The organism is Pasteurella skyensis, assembly GCF_013377295.1.
In the GTDB taxonomy this organism is placed as follows: domain Bacteria; phylum Pseudomonadota; class Gammaproteobacteria; order Enterobacterales; family Pasteurellaceae; genus Phocoenobacter; species Phocoenobacter skyensis.
Genome location: NZ_CP016180.1, coordinates 23,544 through 50,326, shown reverse-complemented (window position 1 = coordinate 50,326; position 26,783 = coordinate 23,544). Strand labels below are relative to the sequence as shown.

At 36.4% G+C, this 26,783-nt stretch carries 16 protein-coding genes and 1 pseudogene; 3 read left to right on the top strand and 14 right to left on the bottom strand.

Annotation, left to right across the window (positions count from 1 at the left end):
- Positions 1-329: 329 nt before the first annotated feature.
- Positions 330-11,723 (bottom strand): YadA-like family protein, encoded by an 11,394-nt coding sequence (locus A6B44_RS00270; RefSeq protein WP_176673428.1) that lies wholly within the window; start codon positions 11,721-11,723, stop codon positions 330-332.
- 747 nt (positions 11,724-12,470) lie between these two features.
- Between A6B44_RS00270 and A6B44_RS00265 the strand changes: the two genes are divergently transcribed.
- Entirely contained in the window at positions 12,471-14,051 is a 1,581-nt protein-coding gene (locus A6B44_RS00265) for a BCCT family transporter (protein WP_090921033.1), read from the top strand.
- Positions 14,052-14,217: 166 nt separating this feature from the next.
- Positions 14,218-15,123 (top strand): annotated as a pseudogene (locus A6B44_RS00260) (IS256 family transposase, variant Zn-binding type); the annotation flags it as partial.
- Positions 15,124-15,230: 107 nt separating this feature from the next.
- Here the strand turns inward: A6B44_RS00260 and A6B44_RS00255 are convergent.
- Both A6B44_RS00255 and ffh read right to left on the bottom strand, forming a co-directional pair.
- On the bottom strand, positions 15,231-15,851 hold the full coding sequence (locus A6B44_RS00255; protein WP_090920090.1) for a ubiquinone biosynthesis accessory factor UbiJ: 621 nt from the start codon (positions 15,849-15,851) through the stop codon (positions 15,231-15,233).
- Positions 15,852-15,889: 38 nt separating this feature from the next.
- A complete protein-coding gene (gene ffh, locus A6B44_RS00250) occupies positions 15,890-17,263 on the bottom strand; it encodes a signal recognition particle protein (protein ID WP_090920087.1) in 1,374 nt (457 codons plus the stop codon).
- A 161-nt stretch (positions 17,264-17,424) separates the two neighbouring features.
- Here ffh and thrC point away from each other — a divergent pair, with 161 nt between their 5' ends.
- The gene (thrC, locus tag A6B44_RS00245; protein WP_090920084.1) at positions 17,425-18,702 is read left to right on the top strand and encodes a threonine synthase; all 1,278 of its coding nucleotides are present in this window, start codon (positions 17,425-17,427) and stop codon (positions 18,700-18,702) included.
- 82 nt (positions 18,703-18,784) lie between these two features.
- On the opposite strand, the gene nrdG is transcribed toward thrC, so the two are convergent.
- From nrdG to rpmD, 11 genes are all read right to left on the bottom strand, one after another.
- Complete coding sequence (gene nrdG / locus A6B44_RS00240) at positions 18,785-19,258, bottom strand: anaerobic ribonucleoside-triphosphate reductase-activating protein (protein ID WP_090920081.1); 474 nt, start codon at positions 19,256-19,258, stop codon at positions 18,785-18,787.
- Between the two features lie 2 nt (positions 19,259-19,260).
- The gene (gene nrdD, locus A6B44_RS00235) at positions 19,261-21,387 is read right to left on the bottom strand and encodes an anaerobic ribonucleoside-triphosphate reductase (RefSeq protein ID WP_090920078.1); all 2,127 of its coding nucleotides are present in this window, start codon (positions 21,385-21,387) and stop codon (positions 19,261-19,263) included.
- Between the two features lie 291 nt (positions 21,388-21,678).
- On the bottom strand, positions 21,679-22,062 hold the full coding sequence (rplQ, locus tag A6B44_RS00230; protein WP_090920075.1) for a 50S ribosomal protein L17: 384 nt from the start codon (positions 22,060-22,062) through the stop codon (positions 21,679-21,681).
- Between the two features lie 35 nt (positions 22,063-22,097).
- Positions 22,098-23,087, bottom strand: a complete 990-nt coding sequence (locus tag A6B44_RS00225; RefSeq protein WP_090920072.1) for a DNA-directed RNA polymerase subunit alpha — start codon at positions 23,085-23,087, stop codon at positions 22,098-22,100.
- A 38-nt stretch (positions 23,088-23,125) separates the two neighbouring features.
- Complete coding sequence (gene rpsD / locus A6B44_RS00220; RefSeq protein WP_090920069.1) at positions 23,126-23,752, bottom strand: 30S ribosomal protein S4; 627 nt, start codon at positions 23,750-23,752, stop codon at positions 23,126-23,128.
- Positions 23,753-23,780: 28 nt separating this feature from the next.
- Complete coding sequence (gene rpsK / locus A6B44_RS00215; RefSeq protein ID WP_090920066.1) at positions 23,781-24,170, bottom strand: 30S ribosomal protein S11; 390 nt, start codon at positions 24,168-24,170, stop codon at positions 23,781-23,783.
- 15 nt (positions 24,171-24,185) lie between these two features.
- Positions 24,186-24,542 carry a 30S ribosomal protein S13 gene (rpsM, locus tag A6B44_RS00210; protein WP_090920064.1) on the bottom strand — a complete coding sequence of 119 codons (357 nt, stop codon included), beginning with the start codon at positions 24,540-24,542 and terminating at the stop codon, positions 24,186-24,188.
- 147 nt (positions 24,543-24,689) lie between these two features.
- Positions 24,690-24,803, bottom strand: a complete 114-nt coding sequence (gene rpmJ, locus A6B44_RS00205) for a 50S ribosomal protein L36 (RefSeq protein ID WP_090920061.1) — start codon at positions 24,801-24,803, stop codon at positions 24,690-24,692.
- 39 nt (positions 24,804-24,842) lie between these two features.
- Positions 24,843-26,159, bottom strand: coding sequence for a preprotein translocase subunit SecY (gene secY, locus A6B44_RS00200; protein WP_090920058.1), 1,317 nt, complete (start codon positions 26,157-26,159; stop codon positions 24,843-24,845).
- A 3-nt stretch (positions 26,160-26,162) separates the two neighbouring features.
- Positions 26,163-26,597, bottom strand: a complete 435-nt coding sequence (rplO, locus tag A6B44_RS00195) for a 50S ribosomal protein L15 (RefSeq protein ID WP_090920055.1) — start codon at positions 26,595-26,597, stop codon at positions 26,163-26,165.
- Positions 26,598-26,601: 4 nt separating this feature from the next.
- Positions 26,602-26,781, bottom strand: coding sequence for a 50S ribosomal protein L30 (rpmD, locus tag A6B44_RS00190; RefSeq protein WP_005711983.1), 180 nt, complete (start codon positions 26,779-26,781; stop codon positions 26,602-26,604).
- Positions 26,782-26,783 lie beyond the last annotated feature (2 nt).

Below are 26,783 nucleotides of genomic sequence, written 5' to 3'. Positions count from 1 at the left end.
TAAAACAATAACATATAAAACACCCTAGGCTTTGTTAGCAATGGTTTTTAGTTATATTTTTGTAAATTTTAGGTAAAATTATGCCGTTTATGTTTTGTGAAAAAAATATAGATTTTATTGTATATGATGACAATTTTGTCGTTGATGTGAAAAAAATAACTCAGTATTGACATACTGATTTAATATTGAAAGAACGATATTCCGTGTTGCTTTATTAAAAATTGACGTGTTAGCCACTCTTTTTTTAGACTCTCTTTTTTAGAATTAAGCGGTAAGATCTTCTTAAAAATTTGCAAATTTTATTCAAGATCGTACCGCTTATATGTTAACTACCAACTATAAGTAGCTGATCCACTAAGTGTTTTTTGACGCTGTGAATCATAGGCAGCATTGCCTTTTACTAACCATTTGCCATTATTAGACCAAGACGAAACACCTGCTGCTAATGCTGACTGCCCCTGATGAACAGCAAAGCCAACACTAACCGCATTATCTCCAGAGTTTCTTGCTTGACCTAAAGTTGCAATCGCTGCACCACTTGCAATGCCTGCTCTAGTACTAACTTCTACATTCATTATTTTCTGTGACAAATGAGCCAAGCCTTGATAAGTAGAGTGAAGTTGACTACCATTAATTGCATCCGTCGAGGTGGGTGATATTTCACCTGCTGCTACATTTTGAATACGTCGCTCATTTCCAGAAGATCCCACAGATACTACACCATTTGCTTTTGCACCTGCAAAATCGCCATAAGCCATACCTCCAACACTCACTGATTTTACTGTTCCTTTATCCCCTGCGGTGGTTGTTTTACCTTTTTGACCTGTTTGTGTTAAATTCTTAGTTCCAACTTGATTCCCTTTAGTTGCCGTTGTTTTATTACCTAAATATACTGAGTTTTCCACTGAACTACCTTGAGCGATAGGCTTATTTGCCTCATCTTTATCACCACTATTGTTAACATTATTACCTAGTACAAAGGTATTAGAACTATTAATAACATTATCATTACCTATTGCATAGCTACCAGAGACCTCATCACCCTCTTCATTTTGACCCGCCTTTTCACTGATATAATTTGGATCGCCCAATGCCCCTGATTTCTTAGCATTGACTAAATTACCAGAGCCGATCGCAATGGCATTTTCAGCCGTTGCTTGGGAGCCATTTCCAAATGCCAGAGCGTTCTCTGCCGTTGCAGATGCTTTACGTCCAATTGCAGTGGCATATTTACCTGAAGCGCTAGAATCATTAGTTTTTGCTAACTTACCGCCTGTTTTTTGTCCACTATGATCGTTCGTATGAAAATACTTAATTCCCCCCTCATTCATACGATTAATTGCTGAAACAACCGTATTATTTACTGTAGCTGTTTGACCCTCTACATCATAGGTTTTTAACGCCATTGCTGTGGTTATGGGTGTTTTTCCATCAGATTCAGTAAGAGGAACACCTTCTGCATTTACAGGTTGCCCATTAACATCTTCCCCACCAATAATTTTATTCATATGATTCACATTGCTTTTTACTTGTGTTAAATCACCCACAGTGGCAACGTTGTGCCACTCTGAATCTTGTTCTGTTATTTCAGTAAGCGATTTATCACCTAAACCACTGGCTACATTAGTGATCGGTTTACTGCCACCACTAATCCCTTGTTCTTTCGATAGCGAAACAATATCAGAGGCTATGTTATCGCCCAATATCAGTGAATCTAACTGACTTAACACTTTATTTAACGTGACTGTAAATGCTTTACCACCTGATGAGTTTCTCGCTGTATCATCTATAGCTAGATTACCATTTGTCGATGATATACTCTCCTCTCGATTCAAAGCAGAATGCGTCACTCTATCTAAAGAAATAGTCATTTTTTTAACCTTTGTATTCGGATCAATATCACTCTGCACAGAGAGACCATTGCTTCCCTCTACATTAACTAAATCGGTGATCACTTTTTTACCTGCATCACTAATATTTGCAAAATCTTTATCGGATCTACCCGCTATAGCTTCATAAACCACACCACCTGTTACCGCTTTATTATCACCAATTTCCACTGCACCAAAATGGATATTGACCTTATATGGTTCAGCAATACTGCCTATTCCCTCTAATATTGTACCTGATCCTGCTTGTAATTTTGTTTTGTTACTAGCTATGGCCTGAACACTATCTAGTTGCGAACGGCTAACTGCATCACGAGCATTAATACCATCTGCAATATTGGTTATTCTGTCACCGCCTATATCTAATCCATTTGCTGTTGACGTTAAGGTTGTTGTATGCATTCCCTTTCCTAACATCATTTGATTAAAATAAGCATTGTCTTGCGTGGCAAAAGTAAATATATTACCTTTCTGAACTAATTTAATATTTTTATCTGCTTCAAAGGTGATCATTTCACTAGGGTTAATCAACTCTTCTGTCGAACCTTCAACAAGACCATCAACAGATTGAGCCGCTTTAATAATAAAACCTGAATGATTAATGGCACTGGCAACTGAATCCGCTGTCACAAGTCCTGTTGTATCACTAGCAACAGCCTGACCTAGCTGTATATTGTTCAATGCTCTGAGTGTTGCTGTTTTTGCTACTATTTTACCCTCTGCTGTTAAACCTATTGTGGCATTATCAACTACAGGCATACTTGCCACCGCTTGTAATCGACCACTATCATTTACTGTGATCGTTCTATCATCAACCAATACATCGTATTTAATTTGACTGACTTTACCATCGGTATTTTCTACTGATACCGCCGTACCTTTACCATTAAGCATATTTACCGTATCATAAACCTGTACAAAATCTTGTGCTGTTCCATTGGCTTGTAGATTCCAACCTAGATTTAAGCTATCACCAAGAGTGGTTGCTTTACGTAATCCTTCGTCCAATATTATTGGTTTAGATATTGCCGTGCTGCGCTCTGCTACAGTTGCTAAATTATGTGTCAGTCCTGTAATAGATCCATAAAGAGTATTTCCTAAATGCTGTGAGGATAAATTAAGCTGTGTATTAACATTTATTTTGACTTCGCCATTTTCTCCAATGGTTGCCGTAGTATTCTCACCATTTTTAAAGGTTAGTCCTGTTTGAAGAGACACCTGCTTTGCCACATCATTATTGGCTTGGTAAGATAAGTGGGTTCCTTGCGCTAATTTATCTTTATCAATACTCAGTTTATAACTGTTCTTTGTTAAATCCGTTGATTCTACTTTTTCAACAGTTAACAATGTTTCGCCCTCTGCTTTATCAAGGATTGTTTTTGCTGTGGTGATAGCTTTATAGACCTTATCGCCCATCACACTACCTTGATTGCCCTGAGCGACCTCTCCTATACCGACTTTTGCCAGTTTCTCTTTGATACTTTGTGACAGTGATACTGTAAACCCTTTATTATCTTGCGTTGTGCCACTTGTCATCACCTCTATTTCATTAGCTGTACCTAAAACACGCTCTCTTGATTTTGCTTCAAAATCTGTGATGACTTGTTCTGCAAGTTTGGTTTTGGTCACCGCTTTGTCAGCTAGTTTTTGTGTGGTTATGGCATTATTTGCGATAGATAAATCAATATCTCCTTGCACTAAATCCTGCTGGGAAACTACAATATCGCCCTTAGTACTTTTAATCTGATGGATATTTGAGGCCGTTAATTTCTCTTTCACTGCATTATAAACATCTCCCCCTGTCGCAAAACCCTTTTCACTTGCTTCAATATTTCCTTTTGCAACATCCACTTGATAAGGCTTTTCTGCTGTCCCCTCTCCGCTTAATATTGTATAAGTACCTGCCATTAGTTTAGTTGAGGCAGGAATACTGGCCATTAACTGCCCCTGATCGTTTACTTTGATCGTTCTATCATCAACCAATACATCGTATTTAATTTGACTGACTTTACCATCGGTATTTTCTACTGATACCGCCGTACCTTTGCCATTAAGCATATTTACCGTATCATACACCTGTACAAAATCTTGTGCTGTTCCATTGGCTTGTAGATTCCAACCTAGATTTAAGCTATCACCAAGAGTGGTTGCTTTACGTAATCCTTCGTCCAATATTATTGGTTTAGATATTGCCGTGCTGCGCTCTGCTACAGTTGCTAAATTATGTGTCAGTCCTGTAATAGATCCATAAAGAGTATTTCCTAAATGCTGTGAGGATAAATTAAGCTGTGTATTAACATTTATTTTGACTTCGCCATTTTCTCCAATGGTTGCCGTAGTATTCTCACCATTTTTAAAGGTTAGTCCTGTTTGAAGAGACACCTGCTTTGCCACATCATTATTGGCTTGGTAAGATAAGTGGGTTCCTTGCGCTAATTTATCTTTATCAATACTCAGTTTATAACTGTTCTTTGTTAAATCCGTTGATTCTACTTTTTCAACAGTTAACAATGTTTCGCCCTCTGCTTTATCAAGGATTGTTTTTGCTGTGGTGATAGCTTTATAGACCTTATCGCCCATCACACTACCTTGATTGCCCTGAGCGACCTCTCCTATACCGACTTTTGCCAGTTTCTCTTTGATACTTTGTGACAGTGATACTGTAAACCCTTTATTATCTTGCGTTGTGCCACTTGTCATCACCTCTATTTCATTAGCTGTACCTAAAACACGCTCTCTTGATTTTGCTTCAAAATCTGTGATGACTTGTTCTGCAAGTTTGGTTTTGGTCACCGCTTTGTCAGCTAGTTTTTGTGTGGTTATGGCATTATTTGCGATAGATAAATCAATATCTCCTTGCACTAAATCCTGCTGGGAAACTACAATATCGCCCTTAGTACTTTTAATCTGATGGATATTTGAGGCCGTTAATTTCTCTTTCACTGCATTATAAACATCTCCCCCTGTCGCAAAACCCTTTTCACTTGCTTCAATATTTCCTTTTGCAACATCCACTTGATAAGGCTTTTCTGCTGTCCCCTCTCCGCTTAATATTGTATAAGTACCTGCCATTAGTTTAGTTGAGGCAGGAATACTGGCCATTAACTGCCCCTGATCGTTTACTTTGATCGTTCTATCATCAACCAATACATCGTATTTAATTTGACTGACTTTACCATCGGTATTTTCTACTGATACCGCCGTACCTTTGCCATTAAGCATATTTACCGTATCATACACCTGTACAAAATCTTGTGCTGTTCCATTGGCTTGTAGATTCCAACCTAGATTTAAGCTATCACCAAGAGTGGTTGCTTTACGTAATCCTTCGTCCAATATTATTGGTTTAGATATTGCCGTGCTGCGCTCTGCTACAGTTGCTAAATTATGTGTCAGTCCTGTAATAGATCCATAAAGAGTATTTCCTAAATGCTGTGAGGATAAATTAAGCTGTGTATTAACATTTATTTTGACTTCGCCATTTTCTCCAATGGTTGCCGTAGTATTCTCGCCGTTTTTAAAGGTTAGTCCTGTTTGAAGAGACACCTGCTTTGCCACATCATTATTGGCTTGGTAAGATAAGTGGGTTCCTTGCGCTAATTTATCTTTATCAATACTCAGTTTATAACTGTTCTTTGTTAAATCCGTTGATTCTACTTTTTCAACAATTAACAATGTTTCTCCCTCTGCTTTATCAAGGATTGTTTTTGCTGTGGTAATAGCTTTATAGACCTTATCGCCCATCACACTACCTTGATTGCCCTGAGCGACCTCTCCTATACCGACTTTTGCCAGTTTCTCTTTGATACTTTGTGACAGTGATACTGTAAACCCTTTATTATCTTGCGTTGTGCCACTTGTCATCACCTCTATTTCATTAGCTGTACCTAAAACACGCTCTCTTGATTTTGCTTCAAAGGCTGTGATGACTTGTTCTGCAAGTTTGGTTTTGGTCACCGCTTTGTCAGCTAGTTTTTGTGTGGTTATGGCATTATTTGCGATAGATAAATCAATATCTCCTTGCACTAAATCCTGCTGGGAAACTACAATATCGCCCTTAGTACTTTTAATCTGATGGATATTTGAGGCCGTTAATTTCTCTTTCACTGCATTATAAACATCTCCCCCTGTCGCAAAACCCTTTTCACTTGCTTCAATATTTCCTTTTGCAACATCCACTTGATAAGGCTTTTCTGCTGTCCCCTCTCCGCTTAATATTGTATAAGTACCTGCCATTAGTTTAGTTGAGGCAGGAATACTGGCCATTAACTGCCCCTGATCGTTTACTTTGATCGTTCTATCATCAACCAATACATCGTATTTAATTTGACTGACTTTACCATCGGTATTTTCTACTGATACCGCCGTACCTTTGCCATTAAGCATATTTACCGTATCATACACCTGTACAAAATCTTGTGCTGTTCCATTGGTTTGTAAGTTCCAACCTAGATTTAAGCTATCACCAAGAGTGGTTGCTTTACGTAGACCATCATCTGATATTATTGGTTTAGCTATTGCCGTACTACGCTCTGCTACAGTTGCTAAATTATGTGTCAATCCTGTAATAGAGCCATAAAGGGTGTTTCCTAAATGCTGTGAGGATAAATTCAACTGTGTATTAACATTTATTTTGACTTCGCCATTTTCTCCAATGGTTGCCGTAGTATTCTCGCCGTTTTTAAAGGTTAGTCCTGTTTGAAGAGACACCTGCTTTGCCACATCATTATTGGCTTGGTAAGATAAGTGGGTTCCTTGCGCTAATTTATCTTTATCAATACTCAGTTTATAACTGTTCTTTGTTAAATCCGTTGATTCTACTTTTTCAACAATTAACAATGTTTCTCCCTCTGCTTTATCAAGGATTGTTTTTGCTGTGGTAATAGCTTTATAGACCTTATCGCCCATCACACTACCTTGATTGCCCTGAGCGACCTCTCCTATACCGACTTTTGCCAGTTTCTCTTTAATACTTTGTGACAGTGATACTGTAAACCCTTTATTATCTTGCGTTGTGCCACTTGTCATCACCTCTATTTCATTAGCTGTACCTAAAACACGCTCTCTTGATTTTGCTTCAAAATCTGTGATGACTTGTTCTGCAAGTTTGGTTTTGGTCACCGCTTTGTCAGCTAGTTTTTGTGTGGTTATGGCATTATTTGCGATAGATAAATCAATATCTCCTTGCACTAAATCCTGCTGGGAAACTACAATATCGCCCTTAGTACTTTTAATCTGATGGATATTTGAGGCCGTTAATTTCTCTTTCACTGCATTATAAACATCTCCCCCTGTCGCAAAACCCTTTTCACTTGCTTCAATATTTCCTTTTGCAATATCCACTTGATAAGGATTTTCTGCTGTTCCTGTTCCATTTAATGTTGTGTAAGTGCCTGCTATTAATTTTGTTGAGGCTGGAATACTGGCCATTAACTGACCCTGAGGGTTCACTTTGATCGTTCTATCATCAACTAATACATCGTATTTAATTTGACTGACTTTACCATCGGTATTTTCTACTGATACCACCGTACCTTTGCCATTAAGCATATTCACCGTATCATACACCTGTACAAAATCTTGTGCTGTTCCATTGGCTTGTAGATTCCAACCTAGATTTAAGCTATCACCAAGAGTGGTTGCTTTACGTAATCCTTCGTCCAATATTATTGGTTTAGATATTGCCGTGCTGCGCTCTGCTACAGTTGCTAAATTATGTGTCAGTCCTGTAATAGATCCATAAAGAGTATTTCCTAAATGCTGTGAGGATAAATTAAGCTGTGTATTAACATTTATTTTGACTTCGCCATTTTCTCCAATGGTTGCCGTAGTATTCTCACCATTTTTAAAGGTTAGTCCTGTTTGAAGAGACACCTGCTTTGCCACATCATTATTGGCTTGGTAAGATAAGTGGGTTCCTTGCGCTAATTTATCTTTATCAATACTCAGTTTATAACTGTTCTTTGTTAAATCCGTTGATTCTACTTTTTCAACAGTTAACAATGTTTCGCCCTCTGCTTTATCAAGGATTGTTTTTGCTGTGGTGATAGCTTTATAGACCTTATCGCCCATCACACTACCTTGATTGCCCTGAGCGACCTCTCCTATACCGACTTTTGCCAGTTTCTCTTTGATACTTTGTGACAGTGATACTGTAAACCCTTTATTATCTTGCGTTGTGCCACTTGTCATCACCTCTATTTCATTAGCTGTACCTAAAACACGCTCTCTTGATTTTGCTTCAAAATCTGTGATGACTTGTTCTGCAAGTTTGGTTTTGGTCACCGCTTTGTCAGCTAGTTTTTGTGTGGTTATGGCATTATTTGCGATAGATAAATCAATATCTCCTTGCACTAAATCCTGCTGGGAAACTACAATATCGCCCTTAGTACTTTTAATCTGATGGATATTTGAGGCCGTTAATTTCTCTTTCACTGCATTATAAACATCTCCCCCTGTCGCAAAACCCTTTTCACTTGCTTCAATATTTCCTTTTGCAATATCCACTTGATAAGGATTTTCTGCTGTTCCTGTTCCATTTAATGTTGTGTAAGTGCCTGCTATTAATTTTGTTGAGGCTGGAATACTGGCCATTAACTGACCCTGAGGGTTCACTTTGATCGTTCTATCATCAACTAATACATCGTATTTAATTTGACTGACTTTACCATCGGTATTTTCTACTGATACCGCCGTACCTTTGCCATTAAGCATATTCACCGTATCATACACCTGTACAAAATCTTGTGCTGTTCCATTGGCTTGTAGATTCCAACCTAGATTTAAGCTATCACCAAGAGTGGTTGCTTTACGTAATCCTTCGTCCAATATTATTGGTTTAGATATTGCCGTGCTGCGCTCTGCTACAGTTGCTAAATTATGTGTCAGTCCTGTAATAGATCCATAAAGAGTATTTCCTAAATGCTGTGAGGATAAATTAAGCTGTGTATTAACATTTATTTTGACTTCGCCATTTTCTCCAATGGTTGCCGTAGTATTCTCACCATTTTTAAAGGTTAGTCCTGTTTGAAGAGACACCTGCTTTGCCACATCATTATTGGCTTGGTAAGATAAGTGGGTTCCTTGCGCTAATTTATCTTTATCAATACTCAGTTTATAACTGTTCTTTGTTAAATCCGTTGATTCTACTTTTTCAACAGTTAACAATGTTTCGCCCTCTGCTTTATCAAGGATTGTTTTTGCTGTGGTGATAGCTTTATAGACCTTATCGCCCATCACACTACCTTGATTGCCCTGAGCGACCTCTCCTATACCGACTTTTGCCAGTTTCTCTTTGATACTTTGTGACAGTGATACTGTAAACCCTTTATTATCTTGCGTTGTGCCACTTGTCATCACCTCTATTTCATTAGCTGTACCTAAAACACGCTCTCTTGATTTTGCTTCAAAATCTGTGATGACTTGTTCTGCAAGTTTGGTTTTGGTCACCGCTTTGTCAGCTAGTTTTTGTGTGGTTATGGCATTATTTGCGATAGATAAATCAATATCTCCTTGCACTAAATCCTGCTGGGAAACTACAATATCGCCCTTAGTACTTTTAATCTGATGGATATTTGAGGCCGTTAATTTCTCTTTCACTGCATTATAAACATCTCCCCCTGTCGCAAAACCCTTTTCACTTGCTTCAATATTTCCTTTTGCAATATCCACTTGATAAGGATTTTCTGCTGTTCCTGTTCCATTTAATGTTGTGTAAGTGCCCGCGACTAATTTGGTTTTTTTCAGCGCTTCTGCTTTCACATCATCTAACTGCTGCTTATTTACCGCATCACTTGCATTTACTCCATTAGCAATATTTGTGATTTTTTGTGGTTGATTTAAATGATTGCTTTTAACACGAATAGCCACAGAATTTGCATTTTTTGGTTGTAATGTTACCGCTATTGCTTCTGATATTGGTGAAGCTGTTGTTTCTCCTTCTCGATCAAATATAGTGCCCTTAGGGTATACTGCACTCTCCTTCACAATTGAACCTTCTGGATAGCCTTTGTTATCATTACCAATCACAGTGCCTGCTGCATAAACTGTTCCATCAGAAGCTTGTACAGCACCTACTTCATAATAATTATCGCCAATTTTATCAACGGTTTTTCCTTGATCATCAACATACTCAAAAGGAATATTACTACCAAGTACTTCCATTCGCCCTAATAAACCTCCTGCTATAGATGCTAACTGGGAACCATTAATCGCATCTGTTGAGTCTTTATTTATCCAACCCGCTGCAACATTTTTAAGTTGTCTTTCATACCCTTTTTTACCAATAGAGACTTGTTCTCCAACGTGAAGATTATCTGCTCCTCCTGTAAACCCATTAAATTTAACTGTCTTATTAGGCACTGGGTTACCACTTGCATCCAATGCTTGTAATTCAGCACTTTTATATAATATTGCATATCCATCTGTTGATGAACCTGCACCTAAGGTTACACTACTCACTTGCGTCGATTTTGCACCTATCCCCAATGCGATACCACCAAAGGCCTCATCACTCACATCAGCAGCTGTTCCTAAAGCGATGCCCAAATCAGCATCTGCGGAAGCTTTATCTCCTATCGCAATAGCGCCATGATTCGCCATAGTACTTCGTTCTTTTTCTTGACTATGACCAACAACTTGAAAATCATCACCTGTAAGATAGGAATACATATCTGCAATAGTCATATCATCATCAGAAGGATCTTCTTCGACTAAATCTCCCTCTTGATTCACAAATTTTCTAATGTGATAAGAGAGTTCACTTGCTACTTGATTCGTCTCATCTCCACCAATTGCAATACTGGAATGCCCTTTTGCTAGTGTATTACTCCCAATAGCAATAGATTGATCTCCCAGAGCCTTAGCTCCATGACCTTTTGTATTTGCAGATCCTATTGCAATAGCTTGCACATTTGCAGAATGAGCAAAATGACCAATAGTAATACTAGAGTCTTTATCAGCCAATGCATCAACACCAATGACAACATTACTGTGCAACTTTGATATAGCTCGAGCACCTAATACAACGCTATCTGGTCCTTTAGACTGAGCATGGCTCCCAAGAACAACATTATTTCTTTTCAATGATTTTGCATACCCACCTATTGCTATACTATTGGGCTCCAAAGACTCCGAGTTTCCTCCTATTGCAATCGCATTAACATCCTCCACTCGATCTCCCGCTTTTGCATTTCGACCAAGAGCAATGGTATCTGTTGCTTTATTAGCGATAGCAAGATGGCCAATAGCAATACCTCCTATTCTAAGTGATTCAGCACCTTTATCTCTTAGAGATGCTATTGCTTCTTCTATTGACTGACCACGGATAGATCGTTGAATACCCGAAAAAAGATATTGATCCTTATCTTTATATATCTCATTATCTTTCATATATAAAGTTATAACAGGTATTATCGCTAATTTCATATCATGGACACGTACATTCTTTGCCGAAGTGCTCTTTTCTGCAGCCAACACTCCGGTTTCAACAATCTTATTTGCTGCATCTATATAGCGTTCTGATTTCTCTACACCAATATTGGTATTAGCACCTTTTCCCAAAGTAACTGTATAGCGACCAGAGTTAATATCAATGCCACAAATCACACTATGTTTATCTTCTCTATATTGACAATCCGAAGTCGCTGCAATAGCAATTCTTCCCTCAAAAAAGATCAACAATATTAGAATTAATTTTGCCAATGCAAAACGTGATATCACAAAAACTTCTCTCTCTAGAGTAGATAGAAATTTTCCTTTTAATTTAGTTAACTCTGAGATGATGCCAACTACGAGAGTTACTTTATATAAAACAACTTTATAAAGTGCATTCATAAATATGATCCTATTAAAAATTAAGAATTTAAAAAAAGGTATACGACCGATCAGTCGCTCAAAATAATGGGACTGTTCAGTTACTCAAAAGTATGATTGATAATAATTTAAGTAGTATGACTAGGTTGGCTACTTAAACAATATGGTTGATAGTTCACTCAGAGGGAGCATATACATATGTTGCATACTAACACTTTCATCATAAAATAAATAACTAAATTTTCAATATATTGCAATAAAATCAGGGCAAAATCATACTTGAATAAAAAATATACTTATTAGTAAAATAACTATTTATTTGAATTTGAAAATAAACTTTATTTATAAAATTTAAGCATAGAAAGACATTAATTAAACAGTTTTTGTTTGGCATTTAATCTTTTAAATAAGATAAATAATGAACATATTGTAAGTTTACAAGTATGATCTTGCCCTGACATACAAATAAAAAAATAATTATTAATGATTGCTAACAAACAAATATACGGATAATATTTGCATATTTTAACGGCAATCATACCGCTTACTTTCCCAACAAAGAGTGCCATAAAGAAAATACTCTTTGTATAATTTGACTTTAATAAATGAAATCCCAATCCGTTAAATTGCAGTAAAAAACTAGCCTCAAACACGTCAAGAAAAAGGCACTGAGTATCTAACTTATAAGTGTACGATTTGTGATATCAAGGCTAAAATGGTAATATATAACAGTATTTAAACAGTTTTAACAAATATATTGAGGAAATTATGAAACAAAAAAAATACCACGATAAGTATAGTATTCACAATACTGACTACGAAATCGGACAAGATAATATTCAAAAATGGGGCTTTGATATTCACAATGCTGTTTTCGGTATTAGTGCAGGACTCATTATTCTTTTTCTTGCAGTAGTCTTACTCTCAGACCCTCATACTGCGAAAGAAGTATTAGATGGAATAAAATGGAAAATCATAGGCAATTTCGATAGTTTATTTATTATAGCTGGAAATGTTTTTGTTGTTTTCTGTTTGGTTCTAATAGTTCTGCCACAAGGAAAAATTCGTTTGGGTGGGATAGATGCCAAACCTGAGCACTCTCGTATATCTTGGTTTGCAATGCTATTTGCGGCAGGAATGGGGATTGGTTTAATGTTCTGGAGTGTTGCAGAACCTGTTGCCTATTATACTGGATGGTATAAAACTCCATTAAATGTAATTGCGAACACCCCTGAAGCAGCAGATTTAGCAATGGGAGCAACAATGTATCATTGGGGCTTACACCCTTGGGCAGCTTACGCTTTAGTGGCACTTTCTCTCTCATTTTTTGCTTACAATAAAGGTTTACCACTTTCTATCCGCTCAGTATTCTATCCATTATTAGGAGAAAGAACTTGGGGGTGGATTGGGCATGTCATTGATATTCTTGCAGTTGTTGCTACCTTATTTGGGTTGGCAACCTCATTAGGATTAGGTGCTCAACAAGCTGCGAGTGGTATGCATCACGTATTTGGCTTAGAAAATTCAATGAGCCTACAAATTATTGTCATTATTGGTGTAACAGCTGTTGCTGTGTACTCTGTAGTAAAAGGCATTGATGGGGGCGTTAAATTATTGAGTAACATCAATATGGGTATTGCAGTGGCATTATTAGTGTTTGTTGCGGTTTTAAATATTGGTATTGTTGCGGATGTTTTACCTAGAACATTAACCTCTTATGTAAAAAATATCATTCCATTAAGTAATCCTTTTGGGCGTGAAGATGAAGCTTGGTTCCAAGGTTGGACTGTATTCTATTGGGCATGGTGGTTCTCTTGGTCTCCATTCGTTGGTATGTTTATAGCACGAGTATCAAGAGGACGTACTATTCGTGAGTTCTTACTTGCAGTGCTAATTGTTCCAACATTAGTCACCTTAGTTTGGATGTCAACTTTTGGTGGTATCGCACTCGATCAAGTGGTAAATAAAATAGGCGTATTAGGTCAAGATGGCTTAAAAGATGTCTCTCTTGCTATGTTCCAAATGTTTGATGTACTTAATTTCTCTAGCATACTTTCTGTTGTAGGAATCATTTTAGTATTAATCTTCTTCGTGACCTCATCAGATTCTGGTTCATTGGTAATTGATAGTATCACGGCTGGTGGAAAAATGGATGCACCAGTTCCACAACGTATTTTCTGGGCAACAATTGAAGGCGCAGTTGCTGCTGCATTAATGTGGGTTGGTGGTACAGAAGCTATTCAAGCGCTACAAGCAGGTGCAATCTCAACGGCATTACCATTCACCATCATATTATTGTTAATGTGTGTGAGCTTAGTAATGGGATTACGAACAGAACGTTATAAATAACTTTCTTTAAATTACTAACAAGTAAATAAAAAATCGAGTGTTAGCTATAACTACACTCGATTTTTTTGGCATAGTAGACAAAATAGTTGGTAAAAAATGGGTTAAAGCTTTATATTACTGTGCTTTAGCCCACTTTTTTGAAAATGAATAAAAAACTTGTCCTTTTTGTCATAAAACGAATATTCACAAATATGGTACCCAAAATAATGTTCAACGTTATAAATGCTCTATTTGTAATAAAACTTTTACCTTCAAAAAATCCTTAAATTCAAGCCAAATTTGGCTAGATTACACAGAAGGTAAACAAACCTATAAGCAACTAGCAATTAAATATAATTGCTCTGTTAGAACTATTCAAAGATATGTTTTAAAAGCCCCTAAAACGCCATTAAATATCCCACAAAATAATAAATTGAACTTAATGATGGATACCACTTTCTTTGGTCGAAATTTTGGTGTTCTCGTTTTTATGGACACTTTATCAAAGAAGGTAATTTATCATCAAATTGTGACAACAGAAAAAAATCTTTATTATCTATTAGCAATGAATAAATTAAGAGAAAAAGGCTATATTATTCAATCTATTACTTGTGATGGAAGACGAGGATTATTAAGAGATTTTTTAAATACGCCTGCACAACTTTGCCAATTTCATCAAATAGCAAATGTAATAAGGAAATTAACAAGGAACCCTAAATCTGAAGCGGGAAAAGAGCTAAAAATATTAGTTAAAACATTAAAAAATAGCTCTAAAAACGAGTTCTATATTAATTTACATTATTGGTATTTAAAACATAAAGAATATTTAAATGAACGCTCCGATAAAATAAATGAAAAGGGTAAATATCCTTTTAAACATCGTAATATAAGAAGTGCTTACAGGAGCTTAAAATATAATATGGATTATTTATTTACTTTTGAAAAATATCCTGAATTAAATATAGAAAAAACAACAAATAGGCTTGAAAGTTTATTTGGAGAACTTAAACGAAAACTATCTAATCATAATGGTTTAACCAAATACCATAAGATTATGTTTATAAAAGATTTTCTAAATAAAAGGAGTTGGTAATTATTTATAAAATAATAAAAACCAACTCATTTGTCTACTATGGGCATAGCTCCTCAAAATTACCAACTATTTTGTCTACTATGCCGATTTTTTTATATTTGGCTTATTTAAAAGTTCGCCATTTTTCTTTCTAATCTCTCCACATCTTTTACGATAGCGGTCACTTGATCGCAAAAATTTGCAATTTCTAACTGATGCACTAAAACAGGATATTCATTCATTAAATTATCTACTAAGTATTTACTTACTTGTGTATTTTGTTGCTTTACTTTATTTACAATAAATTTCGCCACATCTGTTGTGCTCTGTGCCATCACATAGCCCATTAATGGAGAAAGTAACTCAGCAGGGTCCTTTTCTAATTCATCAAGTAACTGTACAAAATACTGTAATACTTGGATATCACCTTCTAAAACTACACGTTGTTCATTAATTAATTTTGTTAACTGTTCCTTATCCTTTAACTTCAACAGGGCAGAACTATGAACTGTAATACTGCAATCAGGTGTATCCTCATAATTGATAAGCCAATTTGTTTGTGTGTTACTAAACAAAATCACTACATTCACAGCGGGCTGTAATAATACAATCTTAAGCGTACTATTCTGTAGTTTCTTTAACGTAGTTAAACAATGTGGTGAACGCTGAATTAAACCATTAAAAAAACCTTCTATGCCTGCAATGACAAACTGTGGCAACATTAATTGTTGTTTAAGTTCTTCTAACATTATTTTTCCTCGCTTTATTTGTTCAACATCATCAAAATCTAACGACGTCCACCAAACATTCCACCAGCACCGCCCATCATTCCTTGCATACCACGCATCATTTTACTCATTCCACCTTTTCGCATTTTTTTCATCATTCGCTGCATATCATCAAACTGCTTTAAAAGTTTATTGACATCTTGTACCTTAGTACCTGATCCCATTGCAATACGCTTACGACGAGAACCTTTGATAATTGCAGGATTAGCACGTTCCTTTAAGGTCATTGAATTAATAATGGCTTCCATTTTGTGGAACATTTTATCATCAACTTGATTTTTTACGTGAGCAGGTAAATTTTTTGCACCTGGTAATTTATCAAGCATTGACATCATTCCGCCCATTTTTTTCATTTCAATGAGCTGTTCACGAAAATCTTCAAGGGTAAAAGCATCACCTTTTTTGAATTTTTTCGCCATTTTTTCCGCTTTCTCACGATCGACTGTTTTTTCTAAATCTTCGATTAGAGAAAGTACATCGCCCATTCCTAAAATACGAGAAGCAATACGATCAGGATGGAATGGCTCTAAAGCATCGGTTTTTTCACCTACCCCTAAGAATTTAATAGGTTTACCTGTAATTTGACGAATAGATAACGCCGCACCACCACGAGCATCACCATCGACTTTGGTTAAGATAACCCCTGTTAAAGGTAAGGTTTCATTAAAGGCTTTAGCTGTATTAGCAGCATCTTGCCCTGTCATTGCATCCACTGTAAAGAGTGTTTCCACAGGGTTTAATACTTGATGAATTTGTTTAATTTCATCCATCATTTCGCTATCAACGTGTAAACGCCCTGCAGTATCCACAATCAACACATCAAAAAAGTTTAATTTAGCGTATTTTAAAGCCGCACTGGCAATCTCTGTTGGTTTTTGTGTGGTTTCACTTGGAAAGAAAGCAACATCTAGATCATTCGCAAGGGTTTGTAGTTGTTTAATCGCCGCTGGACGATACACATCAGCAGATACTACTAATACTTTTTTCTTATGTTTCTCTTTTAAAAATTTAGATAATTTACCTACAGAGGTTGTTTTACCTGCCCCCTGTAAACCTGCCATTAAAATAACCGCAGGTGGTTGGCTAGCAAGATCTAAAGCCTCATTCGCTTCACCCATTGCAATTTCAAGCTCAGCCTGAACAATTTTAATAAACTCTTGCCCTGGTGTGAGACTTTTATTAACCTCCGCACCAATACCTCGTTCTTTTACCTTATTGATGAATTCACGTACCACAGGTAAAGCGACATCAGCCTCAAGTAATGCCATTCGCACTTCTCGAAGCGTATCTTTAATATTGTCTTCTGTTAAACGCCCTTTGCCACTGATATTTTTAAGAGTTTGGGAAAGTCTATCGGATAAATTTTCAAACATAATATTCTCGTTATTTTAAAAAATTGCAAAATTTTAATAGGATCATACCGCTTATTACGGCAAAATTAGCTGTATTATACAGAAAAAATAACCATTTTTCAGTTTACTGATCACCTTTGAATAGCTAAAATCAAAATTATTTATAATTTATAGGAAACACAATGAACTTATACAACATCAAACACCCAGAAGAAAACGTTAATTTTGCACAAGCCGTACGTCAAGGTTTAGGTAAAAATCAAGGGTTATTTTTCCCTGAGATTCTACCAAATTTAGAAAATATGGATGAACTGTTAGCAATGCCATTAGTTGAGCGTAGTCAATATATTTTACGAACCATTATTGGGGATGAATTATCAGAAGAAACGTTAAATACTGTAGTAAAAAATGCCTTTACTTTCCCTGCTCCATTAGAAAAGGTAACGAATAATATTTATGCATTAGAATTGTTTCACGGACCTACTCTTGCCTTTAAAGATTTTGGTGGACGTTTTATGGCACAAGCCTTGAAAGCGGTCACTTCTGATCAAAAAATTACGATTTTAACCGCAACCTCTGGTGATACTGGAGCAGCCGTAGCACACGCTTTTTATGGATTAGAAAATATTGAGGTTGTGATTTTATATCCAAAAGGAAAAATCAGTCCATTACAAGAAAAATTATTCTGCACGTTAGGTAAAAATATTCGTACCGTTGCAATCAAGGGCGATTTTGATGATTGCCAAGCTTTAGTAAAACAGGCTTTTGATGATGAAAATTTACGTAAAACCATTGGTTTAAATTCAGCCAACTCCATCAATATTAGCCGTTTACTTGCTCAAATTTGTTACTATTTTGAAGCTGTTTCCCAACTTCCAAAAGAGAAAAGGAATAATCTTGTAGTGTCTGTGCCAAGTGGTAACTTTGGTAATTTAACAGCAGGGTTAATTGCAAAAAGTTTAGGTTTGCCAATTAAACGTTTTATTGCATCAACCAATAGCAATGACACTGTACCTCGTTACTTACAATCTGGACAATGGCAACCTAATCCAACAGTTGCAACTCTTTCTAATGCAATGGACGTAAGTCGTCCAAATAACTGGCCTCGTGTAGAAGAGTTGTTTAAACGTAATAATTGGTCACTTAAAGAGTTATCTTCTGGGATGTTAACCGATTCTCAAACAGAGCAAAGTTTACAAGCAATGAATGAGTTAGGTTATTTATGCGAGCCGCACGGTGCCATTGCTTATCAAATGTTAGCAAATCAATTAGCAGAAGACGAAACAGGTATTTTCCTTTGCACTGCTCATCCAGCTAAATTTAAAGAGAGTGTTGATCGTATTTTAAATATTGATCTTCCATTACCTGAAGCATTGGATAAGCATAATAAAATGCCATTATTGTCTGATGAAATGAACAACGACTTTTCTCAATTAAAACACTATTTATTAAAAGAATAATACGGAAAACCCCAAAAATCACATCCAATTTTTGGGGTTCATTCTAAAATTTGCAAATTCTAAACAAAATGTCACCGCTATATTATTTCTCTCTTTTAAAACGGTGAATAATTTGATTTGCTGAGCCTCGCCAAATCAAGCTGGGATCAGCCTGTTGTTGAATAAACTTACCATCAATTAATACATCAATATAAGGGAGCATTTGACGTTGATAAGAGTCTAATTCTGCTAATTTATAGCCCGTCCATACCCAAATATCTTTATCAACACACTCTTGTTTAACTCTTTTTACTAAGGGTAATAATGCTTCTACATTACGAGGATGTAAAGGGTCTCCCCCCGAAAGGGTTAAGCCTTGTCGCTTAATACGAGTATCATTGAGATCATCAATAATTTGTTGTTCCATTGCTTTATCAAATAATATACCAGCATCAAAAGACCAGCTTTTCTGGTTATAACAACCTCGACAACTATGTGTGCAACCACTTACAAAGAGAGTACAACGAGTACCCTCTCCATTTACTACATCAACAGGATAGTACTGTAAGTAGTTCATTTTTATAAATGTTTCACTCGGCGTTTTACTTCTTCTTGCTTCCCTGCATTGAATGGACGTGCATCTGGACTTCCCAAATAACCACATACTCGACGAGTAACTGATACTTTATTGCTATCATGATTACCACATTTTGGACAAGTAAAACCTTTGCTTGTACAGTCAAACTCACCGCTAAAACCACACTCATAACACTCATCGATTGGAGTATTCGTGCCATAATAAGGTACTCGGTCATAGCTGTAATTCCACACATCTTCCAATGCTTTAAGGTTATGTTGAATATTTGGGTATTCACCATAACAGATGAAACCACCACTTGCTAATGCAGGATAAGGCATTTCAAAATCCAATTTATCGTAAGGGTTAACTTTTTTCTCTACGTCTAAATGGTAGCTATTCGTATAATAACCTTTATCTGTTACACCTTTAATAAGACCAAATTGTTTTACATCTAAACGGCAAAAACGATCACATAAATTTTCGCTAGGAGTAGAATATAAACTAAATGCGTAACCTGTTTCTTCTTTCCATTGCATTGTGGCATTGCTTAAATGCGCAACAATTTTCAACCCTTTTTGACGTAATTTTTCATCATCATAAATATGCTTATCTTGATATAACGCATTAATGGTTTCGTGAATACCAATATAACCAAGAGAAATGGATGCTCTGCCGTTTTTAAATAATTGTGCAATATTATCTTCTGCTTTCAAACGTACACCACAAGCCCCTTCCATATACAAGATAGGCGCCACTCTGGCTTTAGTATTTTCAAGACGTGCAATACGAGTCATCAAGGCTTTTTTAGCAATATTGAGACGTTTATCTAACAACTCAAAGAATGTTGCTTCACAGCCTTTCGCTTCCAAAGCAATACGAGGTAAATTCAAACTCACTACACCTAAATTATTACGTCCATCGTGAATTTGTTCACCATTCTCTTCATAAGCATTTAAGAAACTACGACATCCCATCGGTGCTTTAAATGAACCTGTGATTTTAATTAACTGATCATAATTTAAAATATCAGGATACATACGTTTAGAAGCACACTCTAACGCTAACTGCTTGATATCATAATTCACATCATTAGGTTCGAGATTTAAACCACGTTTTAAGGTAAAGACAAGTTTTGGAAAAATAGGTGTTTTATGGTTTTTACCTAAACCTCGAATACGATTTTTTAAAATAGATTGTTGAATTAAACGGGATTGCCAAGAAGTACCCAGACCAAATCCTAAAGTCACAAAAGGTGTTTGACCATTTGCAGTGTGTAATGTATTAATTTCATACTCTAACGACTGAAACGCATCAAAACACTCTTTTTCAATTAACGTATCTGCATAGCCCTTAGCATCAGAAATTTGCCACTCTTGTGCGGTTTTTAAGAGCTTCTGATAGCTTTTTTCAACATAAGGAGCGAGTACTTCATCAATACGGTTAATCGTTGTACCACCATAAATATGACTTGCAACCTGAGCGATAATTTGAGCAGTAATAGCGGTTGCTGTCCCAATAGAACGAGGTGTATCAATTTCAGAATTACCCATCTTAAAGCCATTCTCAAGCATTCCTTTAAGATCAACCAGCATACAGTTAAACATTGGGAAGAAAGGCGAATAGTCTAAATCATGGTAGTGGATTTCACCACTATTGTGTGCATTTACCACATCTCGAGGCAAAATATAGCGCAGAGCATAGTGTTTTGCAACAATTCCTGCTAATAAATCCCTTTGGGTAGGAATAATTTTCGCATCCTTATTAGCATTTTCATTAAGTACTGCCACATTGGTTTGATCAATTAACCCTTCAATCTCTTTCATCAAAAAAGAACATTTCTCTCGAGCAATATCTCTATCGTGACGATATTCAATATAAGCACGAGCAACCTGAGGATAACAGCTAGACATCAAATGGTTTTCAACAATGTTTTGAATTGTATTAATATCAATACCTTGCTGATACTCTGTTAAAATTTCACTACTAATTTTTTGGCTAATTTCTAAACAATAATTTTCATCATCAATATCTACTGCTTTAGATACATTTTTAATAGCAGTAATAATGCGTGTGATATCAAACTTTGTAAGAGAACCATCTCTTTTTGTTACAATAAAACTACTCATTTCGCTACCTTTTCTCAAAAATAAGAGAGATCATACCTCAACAACAATTATCATTTCAAGGCACCTAATTAATAATAATTTTTCAAAAGAAGGGACAACACTGACGCTCTCTAGATTCTTTAGTTGTGTAAAAAAATGTAAATTTAGCCATTAAGATTAAATTTAGAACATAAAAATAAGCGGTACGATTTCGATCTTTTTTTGCAAATTTTAGACCAAATCTTACCGCTTCATATAAAAATAAAGCCTAACATATTACTATGTTAGGCTTTAGTCTATAAATTAAATTATTTATTCAGCTGCTTCTTCTGCAACTTCTGGGCGATCAACTAACTCAATGTAAGCCATTGGAGCGTTATCGCCTGCACGGAAACCACATTTCATAATACGAGTATAACCACCCGCACGTTCTTTAAAACGTGGACCTAATTCATTAAATAATTTTGTTACAACATCTTTGTTGCGTGTACGAGCAAATGCTAAACGGCGATTTGCTACACTATCTACTTTTGATAAAGTAATTAATGGTTCAACTACACGGCGTAATTCTTTGGCTTTAGGTACAGTTGTCTTGATAATTTCATGACTAACTAAAGAACCTGCCATATTGCGGAACATCGCTTGGCGATGACTGCTATTACGATTGAGTTGACGGCCACTCTTACGATGACGCATACCTTATTCCTTCTTAGAAATCTAATAACCCAAAATTAATCTTCAGCAATACTTGCTGGAGGCCAATTTTCAAGGCGCATACCTAGTGATAAGCCACGAGAAGCAAGAACATCTTTAATCTCTGTAAGTGATTTCTTACCTAGATTAGGTGTTTTTAATAACTCAACTTCTGTACGTTGTACTAAATCACCGATATAGTGAATTGTCTCTGCTTTCAAGCAATTAGCTGAACGAACTGTAAGTTCTAAATCATCAACTGGACGAAGAAGAATTGGATCAAACTCTGGTTTTTCTTCTTTCACTTCTGGTTGACGTACATCTCGTAAATCTACAAATGCGGCTAATTGCTCTGCTAAAATTGTTGCAGCTCGGCGAATTGCTTCCTCTGGATCTAATGTGCCATTAGTTTCCATTTCAATGATCAATTTATCTAAATCTGTACGTTGTTCCACACGCGCTGCTTCCACATTGTAAGCAATACGATCAACGGGACTAAAACGTGCATCAACTAGTAAACGACCTATTGGACGATCATCACTTTGTGAGTGAATTCTCGCTGAAGCTGGCACATAACCACGACCACGCTGTATTCGGATTCGCATATTAATAGATGCATCCTTATCTGTTAAATGACAGATCACGTGTTCAGGGTTAACTATCTCCACATCACCATCGTGGGTAATGTCGGCTGCAATCACAGGGCCAATTCCAGACTTATTTAGTGTCAAAATAAGATCATCTTTATTTTGCACTTTTACCGCTAAACCTTTTAAATTTAGTAACACTTCAAGAATATCTTCTTGAACACCTTCCTTGCTGCTGTATTCATGTAATACACCATCAATTTCAACTTCCGTAACTGCACAACCAGGCATAGAAGAAAGTAATATACGACGAAGGGCATTCCCTAGTGTATGGCCAAAGCCACGTTCTAGTGGCTCTAATGTCACTTTTGCGTGAGTTAAACTAACTTGTTCAATATTCACTAAGTGCGGTTTTAAAAATTCTGTCACAGAACCCTGCATTTTATCCTCTCTTTGACTTTAAGCTTTATCAATAATTATTATTTAGAGTAAAGCTCAACGATCAGATGTTCATTAATATCTGCTGATAGATCTGAACGCTCAGGAGTACGTTTAAATACGCCTTCCATTTTAGCTACATCAATTTCTAACCAAGTTGGTTTCTCTCTTTGAGTCGCTAACTCTAATGATGCTTTAATTCTAGCTTGCTTCTTAGATTTTTCACGAACAGCAACTACATCATCAACAGAAACTTGATAAGAAGGGATATTTACTACTCGACCATTTACCACAATAGATTTATGACTAACTAACTGACGTGCTTCTGCACGAGTTGTCGCAAATCCCATACGATAAACAACGTTATCTAAACGACCTTCTAGCAATACTAATAAATTTTCACCTGTATTACCTTTTAAGCGATTAGCTTCTTTATAGTAATTACGGAACTGACGTTCTAAAATACCATAAATACGGCGAACTTTTTGTTTTTCTCGTAACTGACTACCATAGTCAGATAAACGAGGCTTACGTGCACCATGTTGACCAGGTGCTACATCAAGTCTATTTCTACATTTTGATTCGATCGTGCGAACACCTGATTTTAAAAATAAATCAGTGCCTTCACGACGGCTTAGCTTGAGCTTTGGACCCAAATATCTTGCCATTTTCTTTCTCCAATTATCCTAACGTCAATTAAACACGACGTTTTTTAGGTGGACGACAACCGTTATGAGGAATCGGAGTCACATCTGTAATATTCGTGATCTTAAATCCTGCTGCATTTAATGCACGGATTGTCGATTCACGACCTGGACCCGGACCTTTAACCATAACTTCCAAATTCTTTAAGCCGAACTCTTTAACAGTTTCAGCACAACGTTCCGCTGCAACTTGCGCTGCAAATGGAGTCGATTTACGAGAACCACGGAAACCTGATCCGCCCGCAGTAGCCCAAGCTAAAGCGTTACCTTGACGGTCAGTAATAGTTACGATTGTGTTATTGAAAGAGGCGTGGATATGTGCTACGCCATCTGCAATCTGTTTTTTTACACGTTTACGTGTACGAACTGGTGTTTTAGCCATTATTATTTACTCCGACTATTTCTTGATCGGTTTGCGTGGACCCTTACGAGTACGCGCATTTGTTTTAGTACGTTGACCACGTACCGGTAAGCTACGACGATGACGTAAACCTCTGTAACAACCCAAGTCTAAAAGACGCTTGATACTTAAAGTCACTTCACGGCGTAAATCACCTTCAACAGTAAATTTACCAACTTCTTCACGCAGTTTCTCAATCTGCTCTTCAGACAATTCTCTGATCTTAACGTCTTCAGCAATACCCGTTAGAGAGCAAATCTCTTTTGCTCGGGTTTTACCGATACCGTAAATAGCAGTTAATGCGATTACAGTGTGTTTTTGATCAGGAATGTTAATGCCTGCAATACGGGCCACTATGCACTCCTATTAATTTAAATACTAAAATTTATTGATATACTGATTCTTGAAAAGCCCGTTTCAGGATACTCAAACAGTATATCAAGACGAAACTAGCTGAACAGTATAACCGCTCAGCTTATTTTTTGCAAGAAAGAATACCGATTAACCTTGACGTTGTTTATGTTTTGGTTCAGAACAAATCACACGAACCACGCCTGAACGTCTAACAATTCGACAATTACGACATAATTTCTTAACTGAAGCACGAACTTTCATTGCTTATCCTTTCTTTTCCTAAAGTAAAGATTATTATCTTTAACCTTTCAAATTGGCTTTCTTTAACACAGAGTCATACTGTAAAGACATTAAATGACTTTGAACCTGTGCTATAAAGTCCATAATTACTACCACAACAATCAGAAGAGATGTACCACCTAAATTAAATGGCACTTTCCACAATGATGTCACGATATAAGGGACCAAACAAACAAAAGCAATATACAAACCACCAATTAAGGTAATACGAGTCATTACTTTGTCAATATGACGAGATGTTTGTTCTCCTGGTCTATAACCTGGTACAAACGCACCTGATTTTTTCAAATTATCCGCAATATCACGTGGATTATTTTGCATACTTGTATAAAAGAAAGCAAAGAATATTACAGCCATTGTAAATAGTACAATGTATAATGGCTGACCTGGTTGTAATAATAATGAAATATCAGACAACCATTCAAAACCTTCATTCTCTCCGAACCATTTTACAACAGTTGCAGGAAAAAGAATAATACTTGATGCAAAAATAGCTGGGATTACACCAGCCATATTTACCTTTAACGGCAAATGTGAAGATTTCGCAGGCATCATCATTCTTCCTTGCTGACGACTTGCATAATTAACTACGATTCTTCTTTGACCACGCTCAACGAATACAACAAAATATGTAATAGCAAAAGCAACTACTGCAATTAATAACAGTACAATCAAAGATATTTCACCTTGACGAGCTTGCTCAACCGTCTGTCCTATTGTACCTGGTAATCCTGCAACAATCCCTGCAAAGATAATAAGAGAAATTCCATTCCCAACACCACGTTCAGTAATTTGCTCACCTAACCACATCAAAAACATTGTTCCAGTAACTAAACTGATAATTGCTGTAATATAGAACAACATATCAGGATTTGGAACAAGCCCTTGAATCATATTTGGTAATGCAAACGATATACCAACAGACTGAATAAATGCTAACAAGAGAGTAGAGTATCTTGTATATTTACTAATTTTACGCTGTCCTGCCGCTCCTTCTTTTTTTAATTCAGCTAATGCCGGATGAATGGCAGTTAGTAACTGAATAATGATAGAAGCAGAGATATAAGGCATAATACCTAACGCAAAAATAGAGGCTCTACTCAAAGCACCACCAGAGAACATGTTAAACATATCAATGATGGTACCTTGTTGTTGTTGAATTAATTCGGATAAAACAGAAGCATCAATACCAGGAACAGGAATAAAAGATCCAAGTCTAAAAACGACTAATGCAAATAAAACAAACAATAGTCTAGATTTTAGTTCACTGGAACCTTTTTGTGTGTTATTTCCTTTATATCCTGGTTGCTTTGCCATTGATTATTCCTCGATTGTTCCACCAGCAGCTTCGATAGCAGCTTTTGCACCTTTAGTGATACGTAAACCTTTAACTGTGACTGCTTTTTCAATTTTACCTGATAAAATCACTTTTGCAGATAAAATATCTTTTGTTACTAAATTAGCCGCTTTAAGTGTGTCTAAAGTAATAACATCACCATCCACTTTTGCTAATTCATCTAAACGAATTTCAGCAGTACGTAAAGATTTTAATGACGTAAAACCAAATTTTGGTAAACGACGGTATAAAGGCATTTGACCACCTTCGAACCCACGACGAACACCGCCACCAGAACGAGATTTTTGCCCTTTGTGACCACGACCACCAGTTTTTCCTAAACCAGAACCGATCCCACGACCTACACGCTTACTGCTATGTTTAGCACCTTCTGCTGGAGATAGAGAGTTTAAACGCATTCTATTACTCCTCAACTTTAACCATATATGAAACTTGGTTGATCATTCCACGAACTGCTGGAGTATCTTCAAGTTCCACTGTGTGTCGAATATGACGAAGGCCTAAACCTTTTAACGTTGCTTTATGCTTTGGTAAACGCGCAATTGAGCTCCGAGTTTGAGTTACTTTAATCGTTTTTGCCATAT

What these genes read in the sequence shown, in the direction of transcription:
- A6B44_RS00270 (WP_176673428.1), bottom strand. Translation starts at nt 11,723, where the DNA reads ATGAATGCACTTTATAAAGTTGTTTTATATAAAGTAACTCTCGTAGTT.
- A6B44_RS00265 (WP_090921033.1), top strand. Translation starts at nt 12,471, where the DNA reads ATGAAACAAAAAAAATACCACGATAAGTATAGTATTCACAATACTGAC.
- A6B44_RS00255 (WP_090920090.1), bottom strand. Translation starts at nt 15,851, where the DNA reads ATGTTAGAAGAACTTAAACAACAATTAATGTTGCCACAGTTTGTCATT.
- ffh (WP_090920087.1), bottom strand. Translation starts at nt 17,263, where the DNA reads ATGTTTGAAAATTTATCCGATAGACTTTCCCAAACTCTTAAAAATATC.
- thrC (WP_090920084.1), top strand. Translation starts at nt 17,425, where the DNA reads ATGAACTTATACAACATCAAACACCCAGAAGAAAACGTTAATTTTGCA.
- nrdG (WP_090920081.1), bottom strand. Translation starts at nt 19,258, where the DNA reads ATGAACTACTTACAGTACTATCCTGTTGATGTAGTAAATGGAGAGGGT.
- nrdD (WP_090920078.1), bottom strand. Translation starts at nt 21,387, where the DNA reads ATGAGTAGTTTTATTGTAACAAAAAGAGATGGTTCTCTTACAAAGTTT.
- rplQ (WP_090920075.1), bottom strand. Translation starts at nt 22,062, where the DNA reads ATGCGTCATCGTAAGAGTGGCCGTCAACTCAATCGTAATAGCAGTCAT.
- A6B44_RS00225 (WP_090920072.1), bottom strand. Translation starts at nt 23,087, where the DNA reads ATGCAGGGTTCTGTGACAGAATTTTTAAAACCGCACTTAGTGAATATT.
- rpsD (WP_090920069.1), bottom strand. Translation starts at nt 23,752, where the DNA reads ATGGCAAGATATTTGGGTCCAAAGCTCAAGCTAAGCCGTCGTGAAGGC.
- rpsK (WP_090920066.1), bottom strand. Translation starts at nt 24,170, where the DNA reads ATGGCTAAAACACCAGTTCGTACACGTAAACGTGTAAAAAAACAGATT.
- rpmJ (WP_090920061.1), bottom strand. Translation starts at nt 24,803, where the DNA reads ATGAAAGTTCGTGCTTCAGTTAAGAAATTATGTCGTAATTGTCGAATT.
- secY (WP_090920058.1), bottom strand. Translation starts at nt 26,159, where the DNA reads ATGGCAAAGCAACCAGGATATAAAGGAAATAACACACAAAAAGGTTCC.
- rplO (WP_090920055.1), bottom strand. Translation starts at nt 26,597, where the DNA reads ATGCGTTTAAACTCTCTATCTCCAGCAGAAGGTGCTAAACATAGCAGT.
- rpmD (WP_005711983.1), bottom strand. Translation starts at nt 26,781, where the DNA reads ATGGCAAAAACGATTAAAGTAACTCAAACTCGGAGCTCAATTGCGCGT.